Genomic DNA, 25,370 nt, shown 5'->3' with positions numbered 1-25,370 from the left:
TCCTCCATCAGGAAAGCATCTCCAGGAAGGCCTCGAGCCGCGTGGCCGTCTGGCCGGTCAGCCCTTCGTCGAGGGCGCTTTCGATCACGAGCGAGGGAATGCCGAGGCGCTTGAGGCCCGAACGGATCTCCGGCAGATCGAAGGCCTCCGGTTCGCAGAATTTGACGGTCCAGAAAATGACGCCGGCCGCGGAGCCCGACCGGACCATGGCGGTCAACCGTTCGAGGCGCGCCTTCAGAGGGGAAGCGCCGGTGCTGCAGGGGGGCAGGCTGAAAAAGCGCTCGGCCGCGCGCTCCCACGGGTCGGCCGAGCGGGGCGCGCGGGCCGGTATGCGGCGCCCGGCGTTGAGGAGGTCGTCATCCGTCACCCGGACCCCGAGATTGTCCAGGGCTTCGAGGATCTCCGGCGGGTTCGGGAGGATGCCGCTCAGGATTACCCCCTTGCGGCCTGCCGCCTGCCCCTCGTAAAAGGTCTGGAAGCGCTCGATCCGCGGAAGGAAATCGTCCGGGTGCAGGTATTCAGTCTGCCGGATGAAGCGGTAGAAGCCTTTGTTGGAGCAGCGGAGCCGGCCCTCGGCTCTGAGATCGTAGAGCGTCTTGAGCGCGCCGTCCAACTCGAGCGACTGGGCCGATCGCGCCGCGAATCGATCCGGGTCGAGCGGACCGAAGCGCCCGGCGAGGCGGCCGGCGAACGCCCGGGTCTGCTGAACGTGATATTTCATGGCCGGCGCCATGCACGTCGATTTGGGCGTGTAAAAGAAGTCAACCGGGACGTCCGGTTTGAGATAATGAGCGGTGAGGGAGGCCAGGTTCTGGAGCGTGTCGCACAGATGCGGGAAAAGGACGCCGTCGAGGCCCCGTGCGCCGGCATCGAGGATCAGTTCGAGCCCGCGTCTGGCGACCGGGCAGATGTAGGACTGCAGGTGGGCGTCCGCCCGGCGGGTTTCGATCGGCGGGTCCCAGATCTCGACAGGCAGGATGTCGAAGGCCCAGAGGAGTTCCCGCGGGTAATGACCGGGGAAGACGCCGAAGACCCTCCGGCCGTAGGACGCCTTCTGGGTTCGGAGATAATCATTTCGATTCGGTGCCGCGAAGGCCTCCGAAGGGCTCTGGGTGTCTTCAATCGGTTTCATCGCGTTTAAGGTCCAAGCGTTTAGGGCTTTTGGCAGGGCCCGGGAACAGCATGTCTTTCTTGCCTATAGGGTCCGTGCATCTCGGGTTCCAGCCTGGCCGGTTTCAGATGTATTCTTTCCTGATACCACAGGTGCTGTAAAATCACCAGATCACAGAAGGCGAGGATGCCGGAAAAACCGTTCACGGAGCGCGATGAAAACGTGGTCGCTCCGGATAACCTTCCTCGGGATGGAATCTGGCTGAGGCCGGGGGAAATGCCTTTGGCGGAAGAATGGCCATGCGGGGTGCAACGAGGCACATCCATAACCGGACGGGGAGTAAGTAGCCGGTTAGAACGTCGAAAGGGGCGCGATCCCGGGCGCGTCCATGGTCGGAGCGTAAAACACCGCTCGGTGGGTTCCGCCTGAACGGGACCGTTGCAAATTGGGTCCGGTTGGATATATGCTCCCGAGTGGCCGGAATCACCGGAACGGAGGGCTTTCACGCATTGCCGCCATTGAACGACCAGCAGCGCCGCTGGGCGATATTCGCCATCACCGCGGCCAATTTTTTCCTGTCCCAATTCTACCGGGCGACCAATGCGGTCATTGCGCCGCAGTTGACAGTCGATCTCGGCCTCGACACGGCCGACCTCGGGTTCCTTTCAGCCGCTTTTTTCTACGCCTTCGCCTTCACGCAGATCCCCATCAGCATCTTTCTCGATCGCATCGGCGCCCGCAGGATGATGACCGGTCTCTCCATCGCCGGCATCGTGGGAGCGGTGATTTTCGCCTCGGCGCACTCCCTTCCGGTGGGGGTGTTCGGGCGTCTTCTGCTGGGCGTCGGGATGGCCTGCAACCTGATGGGGACGCTCAAGCTCATGACGACCTGGTTCAGCCCCGTCTATTTCGCCACCCTTTCGGGGATCGTCTTCGCCATCGGGACGATCGGCAACATGGCGGCAACCACCCCGCTGGTCCTGCTGGTCGACCTCACGGGATGGCGTTGGGCCTTCCTGACGGTGGCGGCCGTTAACCTCGTGCTTGTCGCCGCCCTTTTCATCGTCGTCCGTGACGCGCCGGTTCAGCCGGTGGCCGGGGCTCGGGGCGGGGCGGGTTCCGGGGTGGGGCATCCCCTCAGCCGTTTCACCTTGCTCCTCAAGAACCGCGACTACTGGATCATATCGATGGGAAGCTTCGTCGGATACGGCATTTTCGCCTCCTTCCAGACCCTCTGGGCCGGTCCGTATCTGATGGAGGTCATGCGGTTCACCCCGGTGCAGACGGGGAACCTGATCTTCCTCCTCAATGTCGGAATGATCATGGGGAGCCCTCTCTGGGGGGGCGTTTCGGACCGGATCATCCGCACGCGGAAATGGATCATCGTGCTCGGACTGGTATCCTTTGCGGTGATGACCGGAGCCCTTGCCATCCTGCCCGCGGGCACCGCCTTCGTCTGGCTGGCCTTGCTGATCACGACCCTCGGGATGTTCCGGGCCTCGGGTCAGCTCATGTATACCCATATCAAGGAGCAAATGCCGCCCGAGATGGCCGGCATGGCCATGACGGGCATCAACTTTTTCACTATGATCGGTCCGGCTGCTTTCCTTCATGGTCTTGGGGCCTTCATGCAGGCGGTCTTCCCCGGGGCTTCGCAAGGACCGGCCGCGTTCAACGCAGCGCTCCTGCTCTGCAGCGGATGCCTTGCGGCAGTCACGCTGTTGTATTGCTTTGCGCGCGATACGGGGGTTGGCAGGCGAACGGCATGAACCCTTATATCCGGGTATCTGTGCAGTGCTCATTTCCGCTTGACGTCCTATTCCATCATGGACGAACCCTTTTCGTCGCTCGACCAGCCGACCCGGAGGCGGCTGCAAAAGGAGCTCAAATCCTTTGCCGGCCGTGCGGTGATGCCAGTGATCCACATTACCCACGACCTCGACGAGGCCTTGTTCCTGGGGGATCGGATCTGCTCCCTCGTAGAAGGACGCCTCGTACCGGAATGGCTGGAGGTGCAGTTGGAAGAGCTGGCTGAAGAGCGTGGATATCCGGTTTCAAGCCGCGCAAGAGTTCTCCAGGGAGTGCGGGACATGCGCTCAGCGTGACCGGTGCTTTTTCCTGCGGATATAAATGGTTTTTTCGACCGTGGCTACGCAGAGGCCTTTTTCGTCGATGACCCGGGTCGTAAAAGGATGCAGGACCTTTTCTCCGCCGGCGGCGGCGAGCCGAATACGTTCGACGACCGCCTCTGAAAGCATGAAACGGGCGCGCACGGTCCCGCGGCCCGGCGCGATGAAACGCACCCGGGCCTCGATGTCCCACACCCAATAGTCTTTGCCGAGGTTTTTGATCAGCATGAGGACATAGAAGGGGTCGGTCATGGCGTAGAGGCTCCCTCCGAAATGAGTCCCCATGTAGTTGCGGTTGTACCAGCGTAGCGGCATGCGCACATCGACTTCACGCCAGTCAGGGCTGATCCTTTCGACATGGATCCCTGCGCCGAGATAGGGAAACCAGAGGTTCACGAGCCTGCGGAAGAGCCGCGGGCTTTTGGCAACGCGCTCGAAGATGGAAGTCATCCGGCCTCCTCTGCCTGTGTTCCGGGAAGCGCCCCCGCAATGGTTGTCTGTCCGGTGCCGCGGGGAGTGCGCCGGGATCGGCCAAAAAGGCCCTTCGTGGATGGAAACCGATTGCGGATGTTTGAGAAGAATGCCCACGGGGCCTGCGGGTTTCCAGTGGCGCCGGACTGCGGAGATTCAGAATAGCAGATGAGCGCTTCTGTGTCCAATCCGGCTTCGGGCGAAAGAGACTGGCCCACCGTTCGGTGGGGCCGAGAGGGGAAACGATGACGGAGATGAGTGCCTTCAGAAAAGAATTTCCGGTGACCCGCTCCTATACATATCTGAACCACGCCGCCGTCTCACCGATGCCGCGGCGCGTGGCTGCGGAGCTGGGGCGCCTGAACGAAGACAGGGTCCATCACGGGATTGCCGTATACCCGGAATGGGTGAGGCGGATCGGCGAAGTTCGTGGGCTATTGGCGCGGCTGATCGGGGCGGAGGAACAGGAGGTTGCCTTTGTCGGGAACACCTCGGAAGGCCTGAGCGCGGTGGCAGGCGGCATCGACTGGCGGCCGGGCGACGCAGTCCTGGTTTCGCGGCCGGACTTTCCTTCCAATATCTATCCATGGCTCGACCTCGAGAGAAAGGGGGTCGAGGTGATTTTCGTGGAGCGCCGAGGGGGCGTCGTCGAGGCCGATGATGTCCGCAGGGCGATCAGAAAAGGGGTGCGCCTTCTCGCCGTGAGTTCGGTGGACTTCCTGATGGGAGGCGCCTCCGATCTGCCGACGCTCGGGGAGCTTTGCCGGGAGGCGGGCATCCTTTTCTGCGTCGATGCCGTTCAGAGCCTCGGGGTGCTTCCGATCGATGTTCGATCATGGGGGATACACTTCCTCGCCGCAGGGGGACATAAATGGCTTCTTGGCCCCATGGGCTGCGGGATGCTTTATGTGGGCCGGGAGGCGGCGCACCTGCTTCACCCGGTTCAGGTCGGATGGAAGAGCGTGGAGAACGAAGAGGACTTTTTCAGCATCCATTACGAGCTGAAGGCCGGCGCGGCCAAGTTCGAACCGGGGACGTTGAACGTGGCAGGGATCTATGCCTTGGGCGCCGCTGTGGAACTCCTTCTGGAGGTGGGGATGGACGCGGTCCGCCGCCGGATCCTCCAATTGAACGATCTGCTGACCGCCGGGCTTTCGGAAAGGGGCCTCGAGATCATGACGCCGATGTCGCCGAATGTACGGTCGGGCATCCTGACCTTTCGGCCGCGAGGGGAGGCGCTGCATCTGTTCAAGGCCATGCTGAAAGAGCGTGTGCTCCTCTCGGAACGGGGCGGTCTGATCCGGATCTCGCCTCATTTCTACAACGATGAAGGCGATGCGGCGCGGTTCTTCGAGGTGCTCGACAGGCTCTTGTGACGCCACGGGCCCGTCCGGCCGCCGGTCATTCGTCCGTCCGCAGGATCGCCCCGTCGATCCAGTCCCTGATCTCGTCCCGGACCGTCCTGAAGGACTCGAGCATCTCCTCTTCGTCTCCTTCGGCGGCGGCCGGGTCCTCGAAGCCCATGTGGACCCGCTTGTATCCAGCCGGGAAGACCGGGCATGTCTCCCGCGCATGGTTGCACAGGGTCACGACCCAGTCGAAATCCCGACTCGAGAATTCCTCGATGGATTTGGACCGCTGCCGGCCCATATCCATCCCCAATTCCGCCATGACCCGGCGGGCGAAAGGGTGGACCTCCGTCGGCTCGGTCCCGGCGCTGTAAGCCTGATACCGATCACGGTATAGATGGTTCACGATCGCCTCCGCCATCTGGGATCGGGCGGCATTGTGGGTGCAGACGAAAAGGATGGTTTTCCGTTCTGAATCCATGAGTATGAGCTGCCTCCTGCTTTGAATTCGTGGGTAGATCCCTGGAGGGGGGTCCGGGGCGCTGTGCCGGGCGTATCCGCCGGTTCAACCGGCGTGGACGGCGGGGGGCGGATCTTTGAGGAAGATGTTGAATATGGTGCCTTTGCCTGGCTCGCTCTCGACACTCAGCCGGCCGCCGTGGGCCTGTACGATATGCTTCACGATGGCCAGGCCGAGACCGGTTCCTCCTTCCTGCCGGCTGCGCGCCTTGTCGACGCGGTAGAACCGCTCGAAGATCCGGGACAGATGTTCCTTTGAAATGCCGCAGCCTTGATCGCTGATCCGGAGTTCTGCTCCATCGGCTGATGCGTGGGCTTCGATGTGCACCTCCTTGCCTGCATCGCTGTACTTGATGGCATTGTCCAGGAGGTTGACGATGGCCTGTTCGAGCCTCAAAGGGTCCATGCTGACCTCGAGATCGGCCGGGCAGCGGACTTCCAAGCGGATATCCTTTTGGCGGGCGGGTTCTGCGCAGACCTGCACAGCCGTTTGAATCACGTCGAGCAGCCGCCCTTTGGTCAAATGGATTTCCCCCTTTTCCGTCTCCCGTTCGATCCGCGACAGGCTCAAGAGGTCTTTGATGATGGCTTCGAGGCGGCCGACGTGCTTTTCGATGATCCCGAGGAAGCGCTGTGCGTTTTCAGGTTCGGCACAGGCGCCTTCCTTCAGGGTTTCCACGAATCCTTTGATGGCCGTCAGGGGGGTCCTGAGTTCATGGGAGACGTTGGCCACAAAATCACGGCGTATATTCTCCAGTTGGCGCAGTCGAGTGACGTCGTTCAGGACGATCAGAACACCCATCTGCCGGCCCTCCCCGTCGCGGAGAATGGAGCTGCCCGCTTGGATGAAGCGTTGGGTGTTGCCGGCCAGGACCAGTTCCTGTTCGACGGGTTTGAGGTGATGGATGGTTTGTCTTACGAACTGTTGGATGCCGGGATAGCGGGCCACCTCCTGGATGCTCCGTCCTCTGGCGTCCTGCGGGGTCCACCCGAGCATGAGCCCCGCGGCATCGTTCAGGGTGAGGATCCGTTCGTCCATATCGAGTGCAATCACGCCGTCGGTCATGCTTGCGAGGATCGCCTCCATTTCGTTGCGCTGCTGAGTGGCTGCCAGGACCTGACCGCGGAGTTCTACAGCCATCCCATAAATGGCCTCGGCCAGAGAGGCGATCTCGACCCCCCCGTTTTCGACAGGGGCCCTCGATGGGGTGTTGCGGGCCGAAAGGCCTTCCGCCCATTCCTTGAGGGAATTCATGGGGCCGGCGAGCCGACGGGAGACCAGAAAGGCCAGAAGGGCGGCAAAAACAGCTGTCAGCAGCCCACCCTCGAAGATCCGCATCCTGGCCTTTCGGATGGTCTCCTCGATATGATCGATAGGGGTGGCGGCCCTGACGAAACCCGCCATGCGCCCTTCCTTGAAAAGGGGTAAGGCGACATACAGAAAATTGTAATCGGTTGTCCTGCTGAAGCGCCTGATGTGCCCGGATCCTTTGCCGGCTGCCTGCTTGATCTCAGGCCGGTCGAGGTGGTTATCCATCCTGTGCGGGTCCTCACGGGAGTCACCGATGACCCTGCCGTCGGCCAGCAGGACCGTCAGACGGGTGGTGCTCACCTGTCCTGCAGCTTTGCACAACTGGTCGACCGCCCCTTCGTCGAGGGGGTCGAGATATTGCAGAATCTGCGGTGAGACCATCCGGGCGCGGATGGTGAGATCCTCGAGGGCCTGGTCGAAGATGAAGCCGGTGAGCAGGCGGGTGGCGAACCAGGCGGAAGCCAGGACAGAGAGGATGATGATGAGAAGATACGAAGGGTAGAGCTGCCAGATGAGCCGCCTTCTTTTCGTCATCGAGCTATTCCTTGAAGCGGTAACCGACGCCGCGCACCGTTTCGATATAGTGTCCGGCACTGCCGAGTTTTTTTCGAAGACCGACGATCTGGACATCGACCGACCGATCTGTAACGGGGTAGTCGTCTCCACGGACGGCGTCGACGATTTGTGCGCGCGTGAAGACCCATCCCGGCCGGCGGGCCAGATAGTTCAGGATTTCAAATTCGGTGAAGGTCATCTGCAGCGGTTCGCCGCTCAGGAGGACTTCGTGCCGTCCAGGGTGGATGACGAGGTCATGGATGCGCAGCACGCCGTCGGGTTCGGGTTCGGCCGGGATCTTGCGGCGGAGCACGGCCTTGACCCGGGCGGTCAGGACGCGGGGGCTGAACGGTTTGGTGACATAGTCGTCCGCCCCCAGTTCGAGTCCGGCGACGACGTCGGATTCTTCTCCCTTGGCGGTCAGCATGATGATCGGGGTGTGACGGATCTTTGGGTCGTACTTGATCAGGCGGGCAACCTCGAGTCCGTCGATCCCCGGAAGCATGAGGTCGAGCAGCAGAAGGTCCGGCGGATTGGTCTTGAGGATTTTGAGGGCCTCTTCTCCGGTCGTGGCGCATGCGACAGAGAACCCTTCCCGGGAGAGGTTGAACCGGACCAACTCCAGGATGTCCACTTCGTCATCGACGACCAGGATCTGTTGTGTGGGCATGGCTATTCGCTTTCATCTGTCAAGAGGTAGATGATGACCACAATATGCAGCGAATGTTAGCATCATACAAGAAGGGTGTGAAAAATATATTCAGATTGAGCGTCCCTTTCTCGGGCGTCATCCCTCCAGACAGGTCTTGGAGAAGTGTTCGTCGATGGGGACCGGGTAGCAGCCGTCGAAACAGGCGAGGCAGAGATCCGATCTCGGGATGACGGTGGCGCGGACGAGGTTTTCGATATCCAGATAGCCGAGGCTGTCGAGGCCGATGAAGGCCCGGATCTCCTCGACGGTTTTCTCAGCGGCGATGAGTTCTCCGCGGGTGGTGAAGTCGATGCCGTAATGGCAGGGGAAGCGGTGCGGCGGGCAGCTGACCAGCATGTGCACCTCCCGGGCCCCGATCTTTCGAAGCGTCTGGATGCGCGTGCGGGCTGTGGTGCCCCGGATGATGGAGTCCTCGATAATGAGCACCCGTTTATCCTTGAGCATCTCCTTGACGGGGTTCAGTTTGACCTTGACCGCAAAGTCCCGCATGGTCTGAGAGGGCTGGATAAAGGTCCGGCCGACGTAATGGTTCCGGATGACACCCATCTCGAGGGGCAAGCCGGAGGCCTGGGCGTAGCCGAGGGCGGCGTAGTTGCCGGAGTCGGGAAACGGCATGACGTAATCGACGTCGCAGGGGAACTCCTCGGCCAGGAGCTCCCCCTGGCGCTTGCGGAAGAGGTAGACGTTCTGCCCGAAAATGGTGCTGTCGGGCCGAGCGAAATAGATCAGTTCGAAGATGCACTGGCTCTTTCGCGAGGGGACGGCCGCCGGGACGCTGCGGAGCCCGTCCGCGTCGATGATGAGGATCTCCCCCGGGGCGATTTCCCGGATGAACTCGGCCTCGACCAGATCCAGGGCGCAGCTCTCGGAGGTGACGACGTAGCTCGAGTTGACCTTGCCGAGGCACAGCGGCCGGAATCCGTTGGGGTCCCTCACCGCCACCAGCGTGTCCTCCGTCATCAGGACCATGGAGTAGGCGCCCTCGACCCGGTGCATGGTCTCGGTGAGGGCCTTTTCAAGCCCGTCGCGCAGGCCTTTAGCGACCAGGTGGAGGACGACCTCGCTGTCCATGCTGGTTTGAAAGATGGAGCCCTGATCTTCGAGTTCCGTACGAATCCGGCGGGCATTGACGAGGTTGCCGTTGTGGGCGATGGCGAGGGTATGGCCTGAAAACTGCACGCGGAAGGGCTGCGCGTTCACCAGGAGGGAGGACCCGGTGGTCGAGTAGCGCACGTGTCCGAGCGCCATGTGGCCCTGCAGGCGGTTCAGGATCTGCTCGTCGAAGATATCGGGAACGAGCCCCATCGCCTTGTGCTCCTGGACGCGCCGGCCGTCGGAGGTGACGATCCCGGCGCTTTCCTGCCCGCGGTGCTGCAAGGCGTAAAGGCCGAAGTAGGTCAGCTTGGCGGCGTCTGGGTGGTTGTAAACCGCAAAGATGCCGCACTCCTCGCGCGGCCGGTCTTCGATGATGTGGGGCCGCAGGCAAACGCCATCCGCGCAGGGCTTTGTTGTCTCTCGGGTGTCGGTCGGCACGGTTCGATTCCAATCGTTTCAGGGGGTTTCCTGCGCACGGGGCCGGGCTGACCCTACCGAGGCAGTCCCCTTGGTTTGAGGTTAGGTGTGGTACTCCTGAATGCTTTTCACCGTCAGATCCCCGTCTATCATGGCCTCGATGGCGAGCGCCGTCGCGTTTGCACCTGCGAGGGTGGTCGTGTAGGGGATGTCGAGGGTGAGGGCCGCCCGGCGGATGGCCGAGGATTCCGAAACGGCTTTCTTGCTGCTGGTGGTGTTGATGACGAGGGCGATTTCCCGGTTCTTGATCATGTCGACGATGTGCGGCCGCCCTTCGCGGACCTTGTTGACCTGGGTGGTGGCGATGCCGTGCTCCTCCAGGAAACGGGAGGTCCCGAGCGTGGCCAGGATCTCGAAGCCGAGCGCGGTCAACAGCCTGGCCGTCTTGATCAGGGTGTCGCGCTTGTCCGTATCCCGGACGCTCACGAAGACCTTCCCTGCAAGCGGCAGTTTTTGCCCGGCGGCCAGTTGGGACTTCGCGAAGGCGCGCCCGAAGGAGGCGTCGATTCCCATCACCTCGCCGGTCGATTTCATCTCCGGCCCGAGGACGGTGTCCACGCCGGGGAAGCGCGAGAAGGGAAAGACCGATTCCTTGCAGGAGACATGCGCGGGCGCGGCTTCTTCGGTCAACCCCAGTTCTTTCAGCGTGGCCCCCACGATCACCTTGGTGGCGAGCCGGGCGAGAGGCACCCCGGTGGCCTTGCTGACGAAGGGGACCGTGCGGGAGGCGCGCGGGTTGACCTCGAGCATGTAGACGACGCCGTCCTTCACCGCGTACTGGATGTTCATGAGCCCCACCACGCCGAGTTCTTTGGCGAGGGCGCGGGTGTGCCGCTTCAGTTCATCGAGGATGTGGGGTGACAGGGAGATGGGCGGCAGTACGCAGGCGCTGTCGCCGCTGTGGATCCCGGCCTCCTCGATGTGCTCCATGATGCCGCCGATCAGGGTGTCCCTCCCGTCCGAAAGGGCGTCGACGTCGATCTCGGTGGCGTCCTCGAGGAAACGGTCGATCAGGATCGGCTTTCCGGGCGAGACGTCCACGGCCGATGTCATGTAATAGACGAGGTCTTCTTCGTCGTAGACGATCTCCATCGCCCGGCCGCCGAGGACGAAGGACGGACGCACCACCACGGGGAAGCCGATGGCGCGGGCGACCTGAACGGCCTGGTCCGCATTGACGGCGATCCCGTTTTCGGGCTGGAGGATGCCGAGCTTCCGGAGGAGCGCCTGGAAGCGCTCCCGGTCCTCGGCGCGGTCGATGCTGTCGGGGGAGGTGCCGAGGATGGGGACGCCGGCCTCGGCCAGGGGCACGGAGATGTTGAGGGGGGTCTGACCGCCGAACTGGACGATGACCCCTTCGGGCTGTTCCTGGCGCACCAGGTGGAGGACGTCTTCCGTCGTCAGCGGCTCGAAATAGAGCTTGTCCGAGGTGTCGTAGTCGGTGCTGACGGTCTCGGGGTTGCTGTTCACCATGATGCTCTCGATCCCGAGTTCCCGGAGCGCCATCGAGGCTTGCACGCAGCAGTAATCGAACTCGATCCCCTGGCCGATGCGGTTCGGCCCGCCGCCGAGGATCATGACCTTGCGCCGGTCCGAGCGGCGGATCTCGTTTTCCTGCTCGTAGGTGGAGTAGAAGTAAGGCGTGTAGGCCTCGAATTCCGCCGCGCAGGTGTCGACCAGTTTGTAGACCGGTTCGACCCCTTTGGCGTATCGAATGGTCCGGACGGCCTCTTCGGTGATGCCGTGCAGGAGGGCGAGCTGCCGGTCCGAAAAGCCGCAGGCCTTGACGTCCTTGAGATCTTCGGGATCCCAGTCCTCGAGCCGTTCACCGGCCGCGGCCCGCTCGCGGATGCGGTTTTCCGCCGCGAAGATCTGCTGCAGATGAAAGAGGAACCAGGGGTCGATGCGCGTCAGCGCGTGGACCCTTTCGATGTCGATCCCCAGGCGGAAGGCCTCGCGGATATAAAAGAGCCGCTGCGAGTTCGGGTGGATCAGCCTTTCTTCCACCTCGTGCGGGTCCGGGGGCGGCTCGAGGCTTCGGGGGCTGTCCGCCCCGAAGCCGGAGCGCCCGATCTCGAGCGAGCGTATGGCCTTCTGGAGCGACTCCTTGAAGGTCCGGCCGATGGCCATGGTCTCGCCGACCGATTTCATGGAGGTGGTCAGGAGATCCTGGGCGCCGGGGAACTTCTCGAAGGTCCAGCGCGGGATCTTGACGACGCAGTAGTCGATGGTGGGTTCGAAGGAGGCGCGGGTCTCGCGCGTGATGTCGTTGGGGATCTCGTCGAGGGTGTAGCCGACAGCGAGCTTTGCGGCGATCTTGGCGATGGGGAAGCCGGTCGCCTTGGAGGCGAGGGCGGAGCTGCGCGAAACGCGCGGGTTCATCTCGATCACCACCATCTCGCCGGTCCGGGGGTGAACGGCGAACTGGATGTTGGATCCGCCCGTCTCGACCCCGATCTCACGGATGATGCGGATCGCCGCATCGCGCATCGTCTGGTATTCCCGGTCCGTCAAGGTCTGTGCGGGGGCTACGGTGATGCTGTCGCCCGTGTGCACCCCCATGGCGTCGACGTTCTCGATGGAGCAGATGATCACCACGTTGTCCTTGAAGTCCCGCATCACCTCGAGCTCGAACTCCTTCCAGCCGATGAGGGACTCCTCCATGATGATTTCGGAGATCATGCTGGCGGCGAGGCCGGCCGAGGCGATGGTCTCCATCTCCTCCTGGTTGTACGCGATGCCGCTCCCGATACCGCCCAGGGTGAAGCTCGCCCGGATGATGAGCGGGTAGCCGATCCGCGCGGCCGCGGCGCGCGCCTGGTCCATGTTCCTGACGATGTCGTTTTGCGGGACTCGGAGTCCGATCCGCTCCATGGCGTCGCGGAACTGTTCCCGGTCTTCGGCCTTGAGGATGACGGGGAGCGATGCCCCGATCATCTCCACCCCTAGCTTTTCGAGGATTCCGGTCTCCGCCACCTTGACGGCGGTGTTCAGGCCCGTCTGCCCGCCGAGGGTGGGCAGGATGGCCTGGGGCCTTTCCCTTTCGAGGATCTGGATGACCATCTCGGGGGTGATGGGCTCGATGTAGGTCCGGTGCGCCGTCTCGGGGTCGGTCATGATGGTGGCGGGGTTGCTGTTGATCAACACCACCTCGTAGCCTTCCTCCTTCAGGGCTTTGCAGGCCTGGGTGCCCGAGTAGTCGAACTCGCAGGCCTGCCCGATGACGATGGGGCCCGACCCGATGATGAGGATCTTCTGGATGTCTGTTCGTTTCGGCATGGTCCGGATTCAGGGCTGCGGGTTCGGGTTGTGGTGGCGCTCCATGAGGGCGATGAAGCGGTCGAAGAGATATGTGGCGTCATGGGGCCCGGGTGAGGCCTCGGGGTGGTACTGGACGGAAAAGAGCGGGATCCGTTTGTGGACGAGGCCTTCCAGGGTGCCGTCGTTCAGGTTCACGTGGGTCAGTTCCACGTCCTTTTCTTCGAGTGAGTCCATGTCGACGCAGAACCCGTGGTTTTGAGAGGTGATCTCCACCTTGCCCGTCGTCAGGTCCTTGACGGGCTGGTTGCCGCCGCGATGCCCGAACTTGAGCTTGAAGGAGGTGCCGCCCAATGCGAGCCCGATGAGCTGGTGGCCGAGGCAGATGCCGAAGATCGGGCGCTTGCCGAGCTGATTCTGGATGGAGGCGATGCCGTAGGTGACGGCCGCCGGGTCGCCCGGTCCGTTGCTGAGGAAGAGGCCGTCCGGGTCGAGCCGGTCGATGACCGCGCCCGGCGTGTCGGCGGGCACCATCAGGATCGTGCAGCCGCGTTTTTCGAGGGAGCGGAGGATGTTGTACTTGACGCCGAAATCCATCGCCACCACACGCCATCTGCCGGGACGGTCCGGCCAGCGGAAGTCTTCGATCCCGCCCTCGACGGGGCTGGGTCGCCCCTCGGTCCAGAGCATGGGCCGGCGGCAGGTGACCTCGCGCACCAGATCGAGGCCGAGCATGTCGGGGGCCCGCCGTGCCTTTTCAACCAGGGAACGCGGATCGAGATCGCTGGTCGAAAGCGCCCCCCTCATGGCGCCCGACACGCGAAGGTGCCGCGTGAGGGCCCGCGTGTCGATGCCCTCGAGGCCGGGGATCCCGGCGGCGGTGAGATACTCCGCGAGGCTCCGCTTCGAGCGCCAGTTGCTGGGGTACGCCTGGTATTCACGCGCCAGAAAGGCCCGCACCTGGATCCGGTCGGATTCCACGTCCTCGTCGTTGACGCCGTAGCTTCCCATGAGGGGGTAGGTCATGGTCACCATCTGCCCGCAGTAGGAGGGGTCCGTGAGGACCTCCTGGTAGCCGGACATGCTGGTGTTGAACACCACCTCGCCCACCGCCTCGGCGGGGCCGGTGAACGACCGGCCGGGGAAAAGGGTGCCGTCTTCGAGTGCAAGCAATGCTTTCATACGCTGCGTACCGGTAAATGCCGCCGGGTCTGGTTTTGAATCGGCTGCTTCCCGGCGTCCGAAAAGCGGGCCGGGAATGGCTTCGGATGACCTTCAGGGTTCGGCCCGGCTCCCCCGGGGGATTCCCGGGCCAAATATCAAACAAGTATAATGAAGGATATCTACACTCCATGTCAACAGGATATCCCCGCTGTCACGGACCTCCGACACCGGCGGCCAGCGCTTCGGGGGTCTCCGGTTCGACCCACTCGTCGAGGCCGTCTTTCTGGATGGCCTTGTGCACGGCGGATCGCGGGATGATCTTGCAGTAGACCTCGCTCGGGGCTTTTCGTTTGCCTTCGATCTGCAGCAGATCCTTTTCGACGGAGATCCCGAAGAGCGCTTCGTTCTCCTTCAAATAGGGCAGGACGAGCTGCCAGTCTCTGTCCTCCAGCGGCGCGATCTGCCCGCCGTTCAGCTGCTGCGCGTCCACGGTCCGCCAGGGGTCCCTGATATAGATGGCCCCTCCGGAGGCGAGGGAAAACAGATTCGATCCGGGATAGGGGGACGGCTGGGGGACGACACGGCCATCCGCGTCGAAGGCGACCCCGTTCAGGATCACGAAGCCGCCTCCGTTGTATGGGTCGCCCGCCATGAAGGATTCGGCCAGGTAGTCGAGGCACGTGCCGTTGATGACGACCCTGGGCCGTCCGACGGCGTTGATCAGCGGCCTCCCGGCCGCGTTTCCCATCACGTAGACCTCGCCGCCCTTGGCGCCGTACATGAAGGTCTGGCCGGTGTCGCCGTAGATGACGAGTTTGCCGGATTTCATGATCTGTGCGAGCTGGTCCTGGGCGTTTCCGTGCACGCGGATCTGCATGCCGTCGATCCCCGAGGCCAGGTAGTCCCCGGAGCTGCCATAGATATCGATGCGGACGCCGCCCGAGTCGGGGCCGAACCCGCACCCGTGAAACCGCTGCCCCTTGAGGCCGAAGACGATGAAGCGGCGCCACCCGCGGTGATAGGCCTCGGCCATGAGGCGGCTGTCGCAGTGGTCTCCTTCGGGCGGAAAGAGCGCCGCATCGATGATCAGCACCTTCTCCCCATAGGCGGGTCCGCGGAAGAACCGGCGGGTCTCCCAGTCGATCAGCCGATAGGCGCTCCGGTCCTCCTCCCGGTCGAGTGACGGGAAATGGTGCAGGATCGTCTCGAGGGTCTGGTGGAGGAGTTGCAGGACCGAGCGGCGCTTCTTGTCGAAGGTCGGGTAGCGCCGGTCGATCAGGTCCGTGAGGCACTGAAGGGCCGCCTCGAAATGGGCGTCGCCCTTGAGGGCCCAAAACTTGATCTCCTGCAGGCAGTCGAAGAGGTCGGCGTAGTCCCAGGAGGCAATGCCATCGCGGATGTAGCGGTAGAGGAGATCGGGGCGCTGCATCTCGAAGAACGAGGCGGTCTCGACGCGTCCACTCCCTTCGCCCTCCATCAGGTAATAGACGCGCCCGGGCAGATAAGGGGTTTGGTTCTCCGGCACCCGGATCTCCCGCCCGAATTTGTCGTTGCAGGTAAGGCGGCGCTCGAGAGGGTTCCCCTCGTCATGGAGGTCCAGGTTGAAGATGAAGGCGCCGCCGTCGGTGTGGCTGCCTCCGCGGGCGTTCCAATAGAGATCGGCCACCGTGCCGATGCGCGGGTCCTCGTCCGAGAGGCTCTTCAGGGTGGCGTCGATCGCCTGCTTTTCCGAACAGACGAGGCCCACCTGCACCTGCCCGTCGTGAAGCGCGAAGACCTGGGGGCGGAGCATGGCGGTGTCGGTGATGCCGATCAGCTGCAGCCGCTGGTTCTCCGTGTCGTTCCTGGCGATGATGAAGAACCACGGACCGTCCGGGGACCCGTGGATGTGCGCGGCCTGGAGGGCCCGGTAGACCGCCTGCTTTTCGGGCGGCAGCCGGTCGAAGTCGCGCTCCATGGTGGGGGCCAGGGCCTCGATGACGTACTCGAGAGGATAGCCGTAGGTGCGGCTGTAGAGGTCGAAAAGGAGCACCGAAACCTCGGTGTCGGTCAGGAACAGGGGCCGGATGTTGCGCTGACTGAGGTATTCGGCCACGGAGTGGTAGTTGGCGAAATCCCCGTTGTGGACCAGGGCCTCGTTCAGACCGATGAAGGGGTGCGCACCGCCCGGGTGCCAGACCCGGCCCTTGGTGGGGTAGCGTTGGTGGGCGATCCAGGCATGGGCCTTGAAGTTTTCGAGCTGGTAGTACTGGACGACCTTCTCGGCGTAGCCGACGATCTTCAGGATGAAGAAGTTCCGGCCGTGGGAGAGGACGAAGGCGCGCTGCCTGCCGTAGGCATCGTAGTAGGCGCGGTTGATGCCGAAGCTGTTCCGGTAGACGAATTCGTCCTCGGCCCGGCGGGCCGTCAGGCCGTCGAGGCCGTTCCGTTCACGGAAGGCCGAGAGCGCGGGCGGTTTGACCCGCACGAAATAGCGCCAGACGTCTGGGGGGCGGACGTCCAGCCCCCGGATGTCGCGGTAGTCGTCGATGTGGGGGATCTGCTCGCTCAGGTGCACATCGAAGTGAGGGGTGATCCACTTTTCCTCCAGGTCCCGGATGACGTTTTCTTCCATCACGGCGATCTGGAGGATGTAGTCCTCGTCCAGGATCTCCCGGGAGACGCCGAGCATCCGCGGGTCGAACCCCATGGCGGCGATGCCGCCGCCGCGTCCGTTCCCGCGGTTGTGCATCTGCCTGGAGGGTTCGAAGATGTGCCGGCCCCTGACCGGGATGCTGCAGGCGAATCCCGTCACCCCGCAGCCTCCTTCGGCCTCGGTCTCGAAGCGTTCGCGGCGTTCGAGTCCGTCGAGGAGGGGTTTGCGGCTGCGGATGATCCGTTCTATGGTTCGAGCGTCTTGCATGTTCTGCCTCTTTAGGTTTCCATCCGGAAATGGTCTTTTTGGCCAATCTCGGCGTCAATCTGCACGTTTGCTTGTGCGGCGACCTCCAGGTCGCCTCCGCGCAAACGCTTGATTTCCTTGATATTGGCCAAACCGGGACCCGCCGCGTAGCGGTGGGACTGAGCGGCGAAGCGGTGAAGAAAAATCCTCATTTCCGGATTGGAAACCGGGTTTTACCGGGAAATCATTTCCGGGTGCTGCGGCGCAAAAAGGCCCTATTTTCCGTTGACCGGGCGCCTGCGGGCGGTCCGTGAAGCATCGGCCGCTCCGCCGTGGATGTTCACAGGTAATCCAGATGCGCCAGGCAGTCCGTTTGACCCACGAGTTCGGAAAGGCTCCGCATGCCGAACCTTTGGAGGATGCGCACGAGTTCCCTGCGCCAGGCGGTGAACATGTTGACGATCCGCTGGGTGCCCCAGTCGAAGTCGATCAGCTGCATGAGCTCCGGGTCCGTCGTGGCAATGCCGCGGGCGCATCCCCGCCCGCTCTCGCAGTTGTGGCAGCGGATGCACTCGAGGGCGACGAGGTCCGCGGTGCCGGTGCAGATCCCGTCCGCTCCGAGGGCGATGATCTTGGCAAGATCGTGGGGCGTGCGGATGCCGCCGCTGGCGATGACCGTGACCTTGTCGCGGACCCCCTCCTCCTGAAGGAAGCGGTGGACCCTCGGGACCGCGTACTCGAGCGGCATGGCGATGTTCTTCTTCGCGATGTCGGGCGCGGCCCCCGTTCCGCCGTAGCTTCCGTCGAGGTGGATGATGTGGGCGCCGGCGTAGTAGCTCCCGACCGCCACCATGTCGACGTCCGTAGGGGTAGAGACCTTGACCGAGACGAGGGCCCTGGGGTTGATCGCCTTGATCCAGTCGACGTGCTTCTTGTGGTCCTCGACGGAATAGACGCTGTGGAACGGGAAGGGCGAAAAGAGGGGGTGCCCCACCACCGCCTCGCGCATGCGCGCCACGCCCGGGGTCACCTTGTCCCCGAGGAGGTGCCCGCCGAGGCCCGGTTTGGCCCCCTGGGCGTACTTGAACTCGACGATCCGGACCCGCTGGATGGTTTCTTCGCGCACGCCGAAAAGGCCCGTTGCCACCTGGGTGATGACGTGGTCGTCATAGGGTTTGAGCTCGTCCGGGTAGCCGCCTTCGCCGGTGCAGCAGAAGGTGCCGAGGAGCGCGGCCGCCTTGACGCGGCTCAGCATGGTGGTGATGCTCACGGAGCCGTAGGACATGCCGCCCCCGTAAAAGGGGACCTCGATGCGGATCCGGTGGGCGTTGTCGCCTCGCCGGTTCAGCTCGACCCCCATGTCCACCCCGTTCCCATCGTTTGTCCAGGTAGATTCTCCAGGGGGACACCCGGTTTCTTCCTTCCGGCCGCCCGAACTCGAGGCTTCTGCCGCCGGCATCCCTTTCTTCGAAGCCTCGCCCGCCCTCGGGCCGCCCTCCTTCCTGAAGCGGAGGCGCAGTTTGTCGAAGCCGCCGCCGGATCCGCCGGTGCGGTATTCGAGCCCCCCGGGCGGTACGGTGCCGGTTTCGGCCATGTACCAGGTGCTCGCCAGAAGGTCCGGTGTCCAGCGGAAATCGCCCAGGGTGTCGAAATCCACGCTGCGCTTGAGACTGAGGGCGCCCTCGGGGCATTTCAGGTGGCAGGGGTCTTTGCAGTCGTGCCCCACGCAGAGGTAGGCGCGGGCGACTTCGACCCGTCCGCGCCTCATGACGTGAACGCCGTACGGGCAGCATTCGACGCACAGACCGCAGGCGATGCAGGCCGAGGTGCGGTGAAGACGGTACTTCCCGATGGGGTTGCGGAAGCGCGAAGGCGTCCGGACCACCTCGGGGAATCGAAAGGGGGACGGATCATTCGAGTTCAAAGCCTTCCTCCATCCGGCCGAGGGACCCGAAGGTCTCGCGGTCGAGCTGTTCGAAAAACATGGCGCGGCCCACCTCGCCCCTCAGGCGCCGTGCGTCGCGGATCCCCATCGCCCCCATGACCTCCAGGAGCTGGTTGTGCCAGGCGCCGACGAGGTTGACGACGCGCGAGGTGACCCAATCCGGTGCGGCCCGGCCGATCTCGACCGGGCACGGGAGACCTTCTGTGCAGCGCCGGCAGACGCGGCATTCGAGCGCGATGAGGAGCGGAAGATCGATGAAGACGGCGTCCGCCCCGCAGATGATGCTCTTGGCCACCTGTTCGGCCATGGCGATCCCCCCGCTCACGAGGAGCGTCATCTGGTTGCGGATGCCCATGTCCACCAGCCGCAGGTGCACCGCGCGGATCCCGTCCTTCAGGTAGCGGTCATCGGCGTCGTGCCAGCGCCCGTCCAGGCTCCCCTCCAGGTGGATGATGGGGACGCCGGCATCGGCGAGCTCCGCGGCCCGTTCCTCCGCGCCTTGCACCAGGGGTATCCGGAAGGCCGCGAGGGCGGACGGAAAGAGGGCTTGGAGACGCTCGAAGCGCCCGCGCCATCCCTCGTCCCAGCCCATCTCGACGATTCTGAACCACTTCGGCACCCGCTGCAGATCGTCTATGCCGGGGTCGAGCACGGGGATCAGAGAGGGGCCGAACTCCCCCCAGGAGGCCCTGATCCGGCCGATGGGAACCGAGAAAAAGGTCCCCAGGCGGCGGGCGGCAAGCGCCCAGCCCTCAAGGGTGTCCTCGGTCCAGTCGCCGAAGGGCGGCAGGCGCAGGATGATCGGGAGGGGGATGGCGTCGACCTGAGGGCTTTGCGCGGCGAGGCCGCCCGTCTCATCGAAGAGGAGGTAGGCGGGGGCCCTTCCCAGGTCCACGGCGGTGCTGATGTACTCGCGGCCGTGGATGCCGTCGCGGGTGGGCCGGACGATCTCGGACATGTCGGTCCACATGGCGTCGAAGCCCGGGCCGCTGAAGGGCCCCGGATAGCCGGCGCCCGAGACAGGGATTTTCCCCGTCTCGGCCTGGTACCAAAGGCGCGCGATGATGTCGGGGGTCCAGTGCTCGTCGCCCATTGCCGCGTATTCCGGGTTCCTGGACTTGTGGATAAGCTCCTTCGGGCAGCTCTGAACGCAGCGCAAGCAGTTCATGCACTGGTTGTCGATGGACTCGATCATCTGCCGGGGGTTGAGGCCGCGCCGTTCGTAGACGCCGTAGACGCAGCGCTTTTTGACGCAGACGGCGCACTTGAGGCACCCCTCCTCCCATGCGATGATGCCCGAGGGGGTCAGCGGTTCGAAGCGGTGCGGCTCCGGTTTGGTCTGGATGAGGTATTTCGCGGGCATGGGAGACTCCTACGCCGGGACGTCCGGGCGGGGGAGGAGCAGGGCGCGTTCGACGATTTCCCCCACGGCCTCTTCCCACTCGATGGCCATGATGTGGATGCCGCTTACGCCCGGCATCGCCTTGAGGGCCTCGATGGTTTCGACGCAGATCCGGATCCCTTCCTCACGCTGATTTTCCTTGGGGACGCCCTCCATGCGCCGGATGATGTCGTCAGGCACATCCATGCCGGAGACCTTGTTCTTCATGTACCGGGCCATGGCGGCGGACTTCAAGGGGGTGACGCCCCCGAGGATGAAGGCCTTTTCCGTCAGACCGCGGTCCCGCGCCCGGTCGAGCCAGTCGACGAAGCGCTCGAGGTGGTAGATGCACTGGGTCTGGATGAACTGGGCCCCGGCTGCGATTTTCTTCCCAAGGCGCACGACGCGGAAGGGGAGCGGGTCGGCGAAGGGGTTGGCCGCCGCCCCGATGAAGAGATCCGGTGCGCTGCTGAGAGCCTCGCCGCCGAGGATCCGCCCTTCATCCCTCATAGCCTTGACCACCTGGAGGAGCTGGATCGAGTCGAGATCGAAGACCCCCAGGGCCTGCGGCTGGTTTCCAAAGCAGGGGTGGTCCCCGGAAAGGCAGAGGACATTCCGGATCCCGAGGGCCGATGCCCCCAGTATGTCGGACTGGAGGGCGATCCGGTTGCGGTCCCGCACCACTGTCTGCAGCACTGGGTCGAGGCCCGCGCCCTTCAGCAGGCTGCAGGCCGCAAGACTCGACATGCGCACGATGGCGGTCTGGTTGTCGGTTACGTTGACGGCGTCCACCCTGCCGCGCAGGATCTCGGCCTTCTTCAGGACGACGCCGGGGTCCGCCCCTTTCGGGGGCCCGCACTCTGCGGTCACGGCGAAGGCGCCGCTTTCGAGGATATGTTTCAGTCGGCTCATATCGGGATCACCTCTGCTGGTCTTCTCTCATGATTTTGCGGGGCCCCCTGCCCTGCTTCCGGGACCAGTCCTTCGGAGGGTGGATGGCCTCGAGACGCTCGAGGGCATCGAACCGGTCGAGCCGGTCGATGATGAGCTGCCAGGCACAGGGCTGTTCCGGGTCCACCTCGCAGCGGCCGTTCATGGAGCCGCCGCAGGGGCCGTTCAGGAGGTGTTTGGCGCAGCGGGCGAGGGGGCAGACGCCGCCGAACTCGTAGAGCATGCAGTCGCCGCATCCGACGCAGCTTTCCACCCAGTACCCCTGGTCCTTTGTCTCTCCGATGAACTCGGTGTCGAGGGCCGGGATGACGGGGATTTCGGGATACATGTCGGCCACGGCCTGGACGCCTGCGCCGCAGCCGAGGGACAGGATCGCATCGTAGCGGTCGATGATCTCATCGAGGAGGACGACAAACTCCCGGACGCACTGCCGGTCGAGGGTCTTCTCCTCGATCAGGACGTCCTCCCCGTTCATCCTGGCGGCCATTCGCAGGGCCGAGCCCAGCATGGCCGTTTCCTTTTCGCCCCCCGCCGCACACTCGGCGACGCAGCTGCCGCAGCCAAGCACGAGCAGGCGCCTGTAAGGGGCGATCATCCCCCTGATGTCTTCCAGGGGCTTCTGTTCTGCGGTAATCATAATGTCCTTCTCCTTGGCGACAGAATAGAGAAACAGGCTCGATCAGAGACGCCGTGACGGGCTGTCGCATCGATGCTCTGGAAATGGGCTTCACCGCACGGCTGTTGCGAGGACCGGGGAGGGCGCGAGGTGTTGGATTTGTCGGAAGATCTCCGGCACCCATTTGGCCAGGGTCCGGGGCGTTTCGGGGGAGCCCGTGATCAGTCCCACCCGTTCGGGTTCGAGCCCGATCGCCGCCAGGATTCCGCGGGTCCGGGCGACGCGCTTGCAGGCGCGGCGGTTCCCCTCGAAGTAGCGGCAGGCCCCTTCAGGGCAGGTGATGACGTAGGCTGCGTCGGCGAATTCCTCGAGGGCCCTCAGGAGGTGCACGGGTTCAAGGCGGCCGCTGCAGGGGATGGGGAAGAGGCGAAGAGCCTCCCTGTACTCTCTTTCGAGGTCGCGCCGTTCGGCCTCGCCGCCGCCGGGCACCTGCCGGCAATAGAAGAGGGCGAGGGTTTGATTCTCCGGTTGGTTCATCTTGACGCTCAGTCCTTTCAGCAAACGATCTGACCTCACAGGCTAGCAAAGTTTGTTTTTCTATGCAAGATAAATAATTAATTGGTGCAATTAAGCTACATTTAAAAGCTACCGAAATCATCAGCATGACTAACAGAGGTGCCGACCGCCGAAGGGCCGGATCCTGGGCCCGTCCTCCGCGGGCCCGGCAGGTTCGCGATGGTGTTCGTGTCATCGATTCGGGCGGACCGCCGCTGCAGGCGCTCACCCACCGGGCAGGGGCTTCGCCTGGAGGGATGTTCGCAGAGAAAATTGCACTGATAAAGCCCGGGTCCGGGCGGGATGCGCGGTTCGCTCCAGGAGCGGCAAGCGCCGGGGGATGGTTTGCTGCCGCCTGCTTCGTGGTTGCGGAGGGGTGCATTTCTGCTGTGCACAATCCCGTGCCGGGGTTCCCAAGTTTTTGTGCAATGCGCAGCCTGAGTAAAAGGAGCCCCAACGAAAACCCGCTGAGCCGGCCGCCAACCGTTCGTGCAGGGCGGCGCCGGCCAATTTCATGTGTTTGGCAATAGGTATACCCTGGACAAAGCCCCGAGGTTCGCCCGCTCTGAGGGTTGGGATCTCCGCGCGTGGTACGCTTTTTGCTAGTAATTAGTGAGGATGTGTATTTGGGGATGATCGTCTTACATTGGGGAAAATGAGGCGAGTGCGAAGTGTCGGGCACGGGCGGAGGGTTTTAGCGGCAACGCCTGCGGGCATTCGGGCGGCGAGGGGATGGCGAAGGGTGCCGCGGGGCGGGGGTAGAGAGGGAACGGTCGAGTGCCGGTGTCAGTGGAGGACCTGGGGTTGAGTGATCTCGAGAAGTCCTCCTATACGCTGTCGGTCTTCGCTCAGGCGGCTGCCAGGAGGGGCGAACTGGGGTTCGACTACGCAGGCGATCTCTGCCTGTATGGGCGGAGTGGCTGGTCATCCCCGCACAAGGTCAGGTCGAGAAGCCGTTTCGTCGAGATCCGCCCCAATGCCGATCCGCGCAACCCCTGGGTGTATACCGGTAACGTGCGGGTTGAACTGAAAGGAGAGGATGTCTATCTTCGATGTCTTTTCGGCAATGCGCTGAGGACGCTTTACGGATCGGAGGCGCTTGAGAGCGCAGAAGGGATAATCGGAGAAAAACCCTTGACGTGCCGGCGGATCCGAAAGGTGCTGCGATGGGTCGACGAGGACAGGGGGGCATTCCGGGAACGGTTTTTCCTCAAGATCCCTCCCGGCGAGGGGCCTCCGATGCAAGGCACGTTCGATGCCCTCATGGCGGATCTGGAGGCCGAAGCCTTGCCGCCGGCAGGTCTGAAGCACGAGGCGGCGCGGGCGGCCCTGAAGGATCTGGCCGGGTCGATCATCGACGGCGGCGGACGCAGGATGATCTCCGAAGAGCGATGGAGGGAGGTGAAAGAGGGTCTCCAAACCTTCCTTGGGCAGCGAAAGACCGTCTTCAGGTGCGTTCCGTGCTCGCCTTCTGCGGAGGATTCGCTCGTCTTGGATGACCTGCACACACTCTTCGACCGTCTCTTTTTGATGAACAGAAGCCTGCTTCTTCTCGGTCCGTTCAAACGTTGGGAATGCATGCAGGCGACGCTCCAAAGATACAAGGAGTTTCTGGCACAGAAAAACGCGGTGGGGATTCAGGGGGAGGCAAGACGATCCGCCCTGCAATCGCTCCTGGTTCAAGGGGCCCTTCAGGTGGGTCTGGACGCGCCGCTGGGTGATGCCCCGCGTGTGTCTGCCGAGGAGGTGGAGCAGATGGGCGTCAGAGGAGGGTCCGTCCCCGTCATCACGGATCAACCCGATGAGACACCCCTTCAGCAGGGTGAAGATCTGCTGGCCGAATCCAGACGCCTTTTCAGGGAAGAATTCTTCCGGAAGCGCAGGTTGCCGCTCGTCATCGAGGCGAAGAATTCTGCGGATCGCGGCCGGGCGGCCAAATTGGAGTCTCTTCAGGTTGCATTGCACAGAAGGCGGCTCGGGGCGCTGAGGGGTGGATCCGCTCATCGGAATGATGGATGGGGTGCGGAACTCGCACCGGTACAGAATTTCGATGTCCTCGTCACCGAACTTGCCGCAAAAGGGCTTTGCCCCGTATTCTATTGGCGCGAGCGGGAGAAGTTCAGGCGCGTACTGAAAGGCCTCGCCGAGGGTATCGTTGAAAGGGTGGACGGCATCGAGGGATATCGAGAGGGGTCGGAAATGGTCCGCGACGAGATGTCCGTCTTTTTGAGGGAGCGAGGCGAAGTGGTCAGGCGCCTGGTTCGAGCGTTCAGTACCTGTGATGTCGCGATGCAGGACTATGCCCCGTTTGTGCTCACGTTCGAAAACCTCCTGGTGGATCCCTCGATTGCCTTCCATGAACCTCAGCGGGAACGCCCCCGGCTGATCGCTTTTGTCAGCAGGCGTTTCGCTGCGTTTATCGGGGGGCTGCACGAACAGAGACTCCTGGAGATGAGCGGGATGGCCCGGCTTTGCGGACGGGAAGGGCCCCCTACCATCGATCGAGGTGGCGGACAGATTCAAGAATTTCCTCCCCTTCCGCTCGATGAGCGTACCTCCAGGGCAGCCGGGAGAGTGGATCTGGAAGCCATGATCCGTTTTATGTTTGACAGCCCCATGCCGCCCGCGCGCTACGAGGTCGCAGGCGATGATATCCGCGTGCACTTCGATCAGGGGAAGATCCCGGGCTGGCGAAGTCCGTTGTTTGCGGAACAGGAGATACAGTGATTGCAGCTGGGAATACGGCTCATTCAGGATCTCACTGAGGTCGCTCGGAAAACAGACGGCGCTGAGATGGGCAAAAAATCGGTTCCGGATGACACGCTTTGTAAACGCGATTTCGAAGGGGATCAGAAAGAGAGAAATGGATCGATTCCCGGGTAAAGGCTG

19 protein-coding genes are annotated in these 25,370 nt (G+C 63.3%); 5 read left to right on the top strand and 14 right to left on the bottom strand.

What is annotated here, in order from left to right; genetic code table 11:
* Nucleotides 1–7 precede the first annotated feature (7 nt).
* Nucleotides 8–1,132 (bottom strand): 2-hydroxyacyl-CoA dehydratase subunit D, encoded by a 1,125-nt coding sequence (locus ACZ500_RS10590; protein WP_464232462.1) that lies wholly within the window; start codon nucleotides 1,130–1,132, stop codon nucleotides 8–10.
* Nucleotides 1,133–1,584: 452 nt separating this feature from the next.
* Between ACZ500_RS10590 and ACZ500_RS10585 the strand changes: the two genes are divergently transcribed.
* On the top strand, nucleotides 1,585–2,880 hold the full coding sequence (locus tag ACZ500_RS10585) for an MFS transporter (RefSeq protein WP_464232461.1): 1,296 nt from the start codon (nucleotides 1,585–1,587) through the stop codon (nucleotides 2,878–2,880).
* 57 nt (nucleotides 2,881–2,937) lie between these two features.
* Nucleotides 2,938–3,216, top strand: a complete 279-nt coding sequence (locus tag ACZ500_RS10580) for a hypothetical protein (protein WP_464232460.1) — start codon at nucleotides 2,938–2,940, stop codon at nucleotides 3,214–3,216.
* Here ACZ500_RS10580 and ACZ500_RS10575 read toward each other — a convergent pair.
* Nucleotides 3,208–3,690 (bottom strand): DUF4442 domain-containing protein, encoded by a 483-nt coding sequence (locus tag ACZ500_RS10575; RefSeq protein WP_464232459.1) that lies wholly within the window; start codon nucleotides 3,688–3,690, stop codon nucleotides 3,208–3,210. The two genes, ACZ500_RS10580 and ACZ500_RS10575, sit on opposite strands and share 9 nt — an antisense overlap.
* 266 nt (nucleotides 3,691–3,956) lie before the next feature.
* Between ACZ500_RS10575 and ACZ500_RS10570 the strand changes: the two genes are divergently transcribed.
* Nucleotides 3,957–5,087 (top strand): aminotransferase class V-fold PLP-dependent enzyme, encoded by a 1,131-nt coding sequence (locus ACZ500_RS10570; protein ID WP_464232458.1) that lies wholly within the window; start codon nucleotides 3,957–3,959, stop codon nucleotides 5,085–5,087.
* Nucleotides 5,088–5,112: 25 nt separating this feature from the next.
* Here the strand turns inward: ACZ500_RS10570 and ACZ500_RS10565 are convergent, their stop codons facing one another.
* From ACZ500_RS10565 to ACZ500_RS10535, 7 genes are all read right to left on the bottom strand, one after another.
* Complete coding sequence (locus tag ACZ500_RS10565) at nucleotides 5,113–5,541, bottom strand: arsenate reductase ArsC (RefSeq protein WP_464232457.1); 429 nt, start codon at nucleotides 5,539–5,541, stop codon at nucleotides 5,113–5,115.
* Between the two features lie 84 nt (nucleotides 5,542–5,625).
* Nucleotides 5,626–7,425, bottom strand: a complete 1,800-nt coding sequence (locus ACZ500_RS10560; RefSeq protein ID WP_464232456.1) for an ATP-binding protein — start codon at nucleotides 7,423–7,425, stop codon at nucleotides 5,626–5,628.
* Nucleotides 7,426–7,429: 4 nt separating this feature from the next.
* Complete coding sequence (locus tag ACZ500_RS10555; protein ID WP_464232455.1) at nucleotides 7,430–8,116, bottom strand: response regulator; 687 nt, start codon at nucleotides 8,114–8,116, stop codon at nucleotides 7,430–7,432.
* Between the two features lie 117 nt (nucleotides 8,117–8,233).
* Entirely contained in the window at nucleotides 8,234–9,628 is a 1,395-nt protein-coding gene (gene purF, locus ACZ500_RS10550; protein WP_464233031.1) for an amidophosphoribosyltransferase, read from the bottom strand.
* Nucleotides 9,629–9,772: 144 nt separating this feature from the next.
* The gene (gene carB / locus ACZ500_RS10545) at nucleotides 9,773–13,009 is read right to left on the bottom strand and encodes a carbamoyl-phosphate synthase large subunit (RefSeq protein WP_464232454.1); all 3,237 of its coding nucleotides are present in this window, start codon (nucleotides 13,007–13,009) and stop codon (nucleotides 9,773–9,775) included.
* A gap of 9 nt (nucleotides 13,010–13,018) precedes the next feature.
* Nucleotides 13,019–14,170, bottom strand: coding sequence for a glutamine-hydrolyzing carbamoyl-phosphate synthase small subunit (gene carA / locus ACZ500_RS10540; RefSeq protein WP_464232453.1), 1,152 nt, complete (start codon nucleotides 14,168–14,170; stop codon nucleotides 13,019–13,021).
* Between the two features lie 193 nt (nucleotides 14,171–14,363).
* Nucleotides 14,364–17,054 (bottom strand): GltB/FmdC/FwdC-like GXGXG domain-containing protein, encoded by a 2,691-nt coding sequence (locus ACZ500_RS10535; protein ID WP_464232452.1) that lies wholly within the window; start codon nucleotides 17,052–17,054, stop codon nucleotides 14,364–14,366.
* A gap of 29 nt (nucleotides 17,055–17,083) precedes the next feature.
* Between ACZ500_RS10535 and ACZ500_RS10530 the strand changes: the two genes are divergently transcribed.
* Entirely contained in the window at nucleotides 17,084–17,347 is a 264-nt protein-coding gene (locus ACZ500_RS10530; RefSeq protein ID WP_464232451.1) for a hypothetical protein, read from the top strand.
* A gap of 26 nt (nucleotides 17,348–17,373) precedes the next feature.
* Here the strand turns inward: ACZ500_RS10530 and ACZ500_RS10525 are convergent, their stop codons facing one another.
* From ACZ500_RS10525 to ACZ500_RS10505, 5 genes are all read right to left on the bottom strand, one after another.
* Nucleotides 17,374–18,957, bottom strand: a complete 1,584-nt coding sequence (locus tag ACZ500_RS10525; RefSeq protein WP_464232450.1) for a glutamate synthase-related protein — start codon at nucleotides 18,955–18,957, stop codon at nucleotides 17,374–17,376.
* On the bottom strand, nucleotides 18,944–20,341 hold the full coding sequence (locus ACZ500_RS10520) for a glutamate synthase-related protein (protein ID WP_464232449.1): 1,398 nt from the start codon (nucleotides 20,339–20,341) through the stop codon (nucleotides 18,944–18,946). Before ACZ500_RS10520 ends, ACZ500_RS10525 begins: the two co-directional genes overlap by 14 nt.
* Before the next feature lie 9 nt (nucleotides 20,342–20,350).
* Nucleotides 20,351–21,271, bottom strand: a complete 921-nt coding sequence (locus ACZ500_RS10515) for a methylenetetrahydrofolate reductase (RefSeq protein ID WP_464232448.1) — start codon at nucleotides 21,269–21,271, stop codon at nucleotides 20,351–20,353.
* 7 nt (nucleotides 21,272–21,278) lie between these two features.
* Nucleotides 21,279–21,947 (bottom strand): methylenetetrahydrofolate reductase C-terminal domain-containing protein, encoded by a 669-nt coding sequence (locus ACZ500_RS10510; RefSeq protein ID WP_464232447.1) that lies wholly within the window; start codon nucleotides 21,945–21,947, stop codon nucleotides 21,279–21,281.
* A gap of 90 nt (nucleotides 21,948–22,037) precedes the next feature.
* Nucleotides 22,038–22,487 carry a hydrogenase iron-sulfur subunit gene (locus ACZ500_RS10505; protein WP_464232446.1) on the bottom strand — a complete coding sequence of 150 codons (450 nt, stop codon included), beginning with the start codon at nucleotides 22,485–22,487 and terminating at the stop codon, nucleotides 22,038–22,040.
* A gap of 798 nt (nucleotides 22,488–23,285) precedes the next feature.
* Here ACZ500_RS10505 and ACZ500_RS10500 point away from each other — a divergent pair.
* The gene (locus tag ACZ500_RS10500; protein WP_464232445.1) at nucleotides 23,286–25,208 is read left to right on the top strand and encodes a hypothetical protein; all 1,923 of its coding nucleotides are present in this window, start codon (nucleotides 23,286–23,288) and stop codon (nucleotides 25,206–25,208) included.
* Nucleotides 25,209–25,370: the final 162 nt, after the last annotated feature.

The organism is Desulfatiglans parachlorophenolica (genome assembly GCF_055394735.1).
This window is presented reverse-complemented; position numbering and strand designations above follow the sequence as displayed.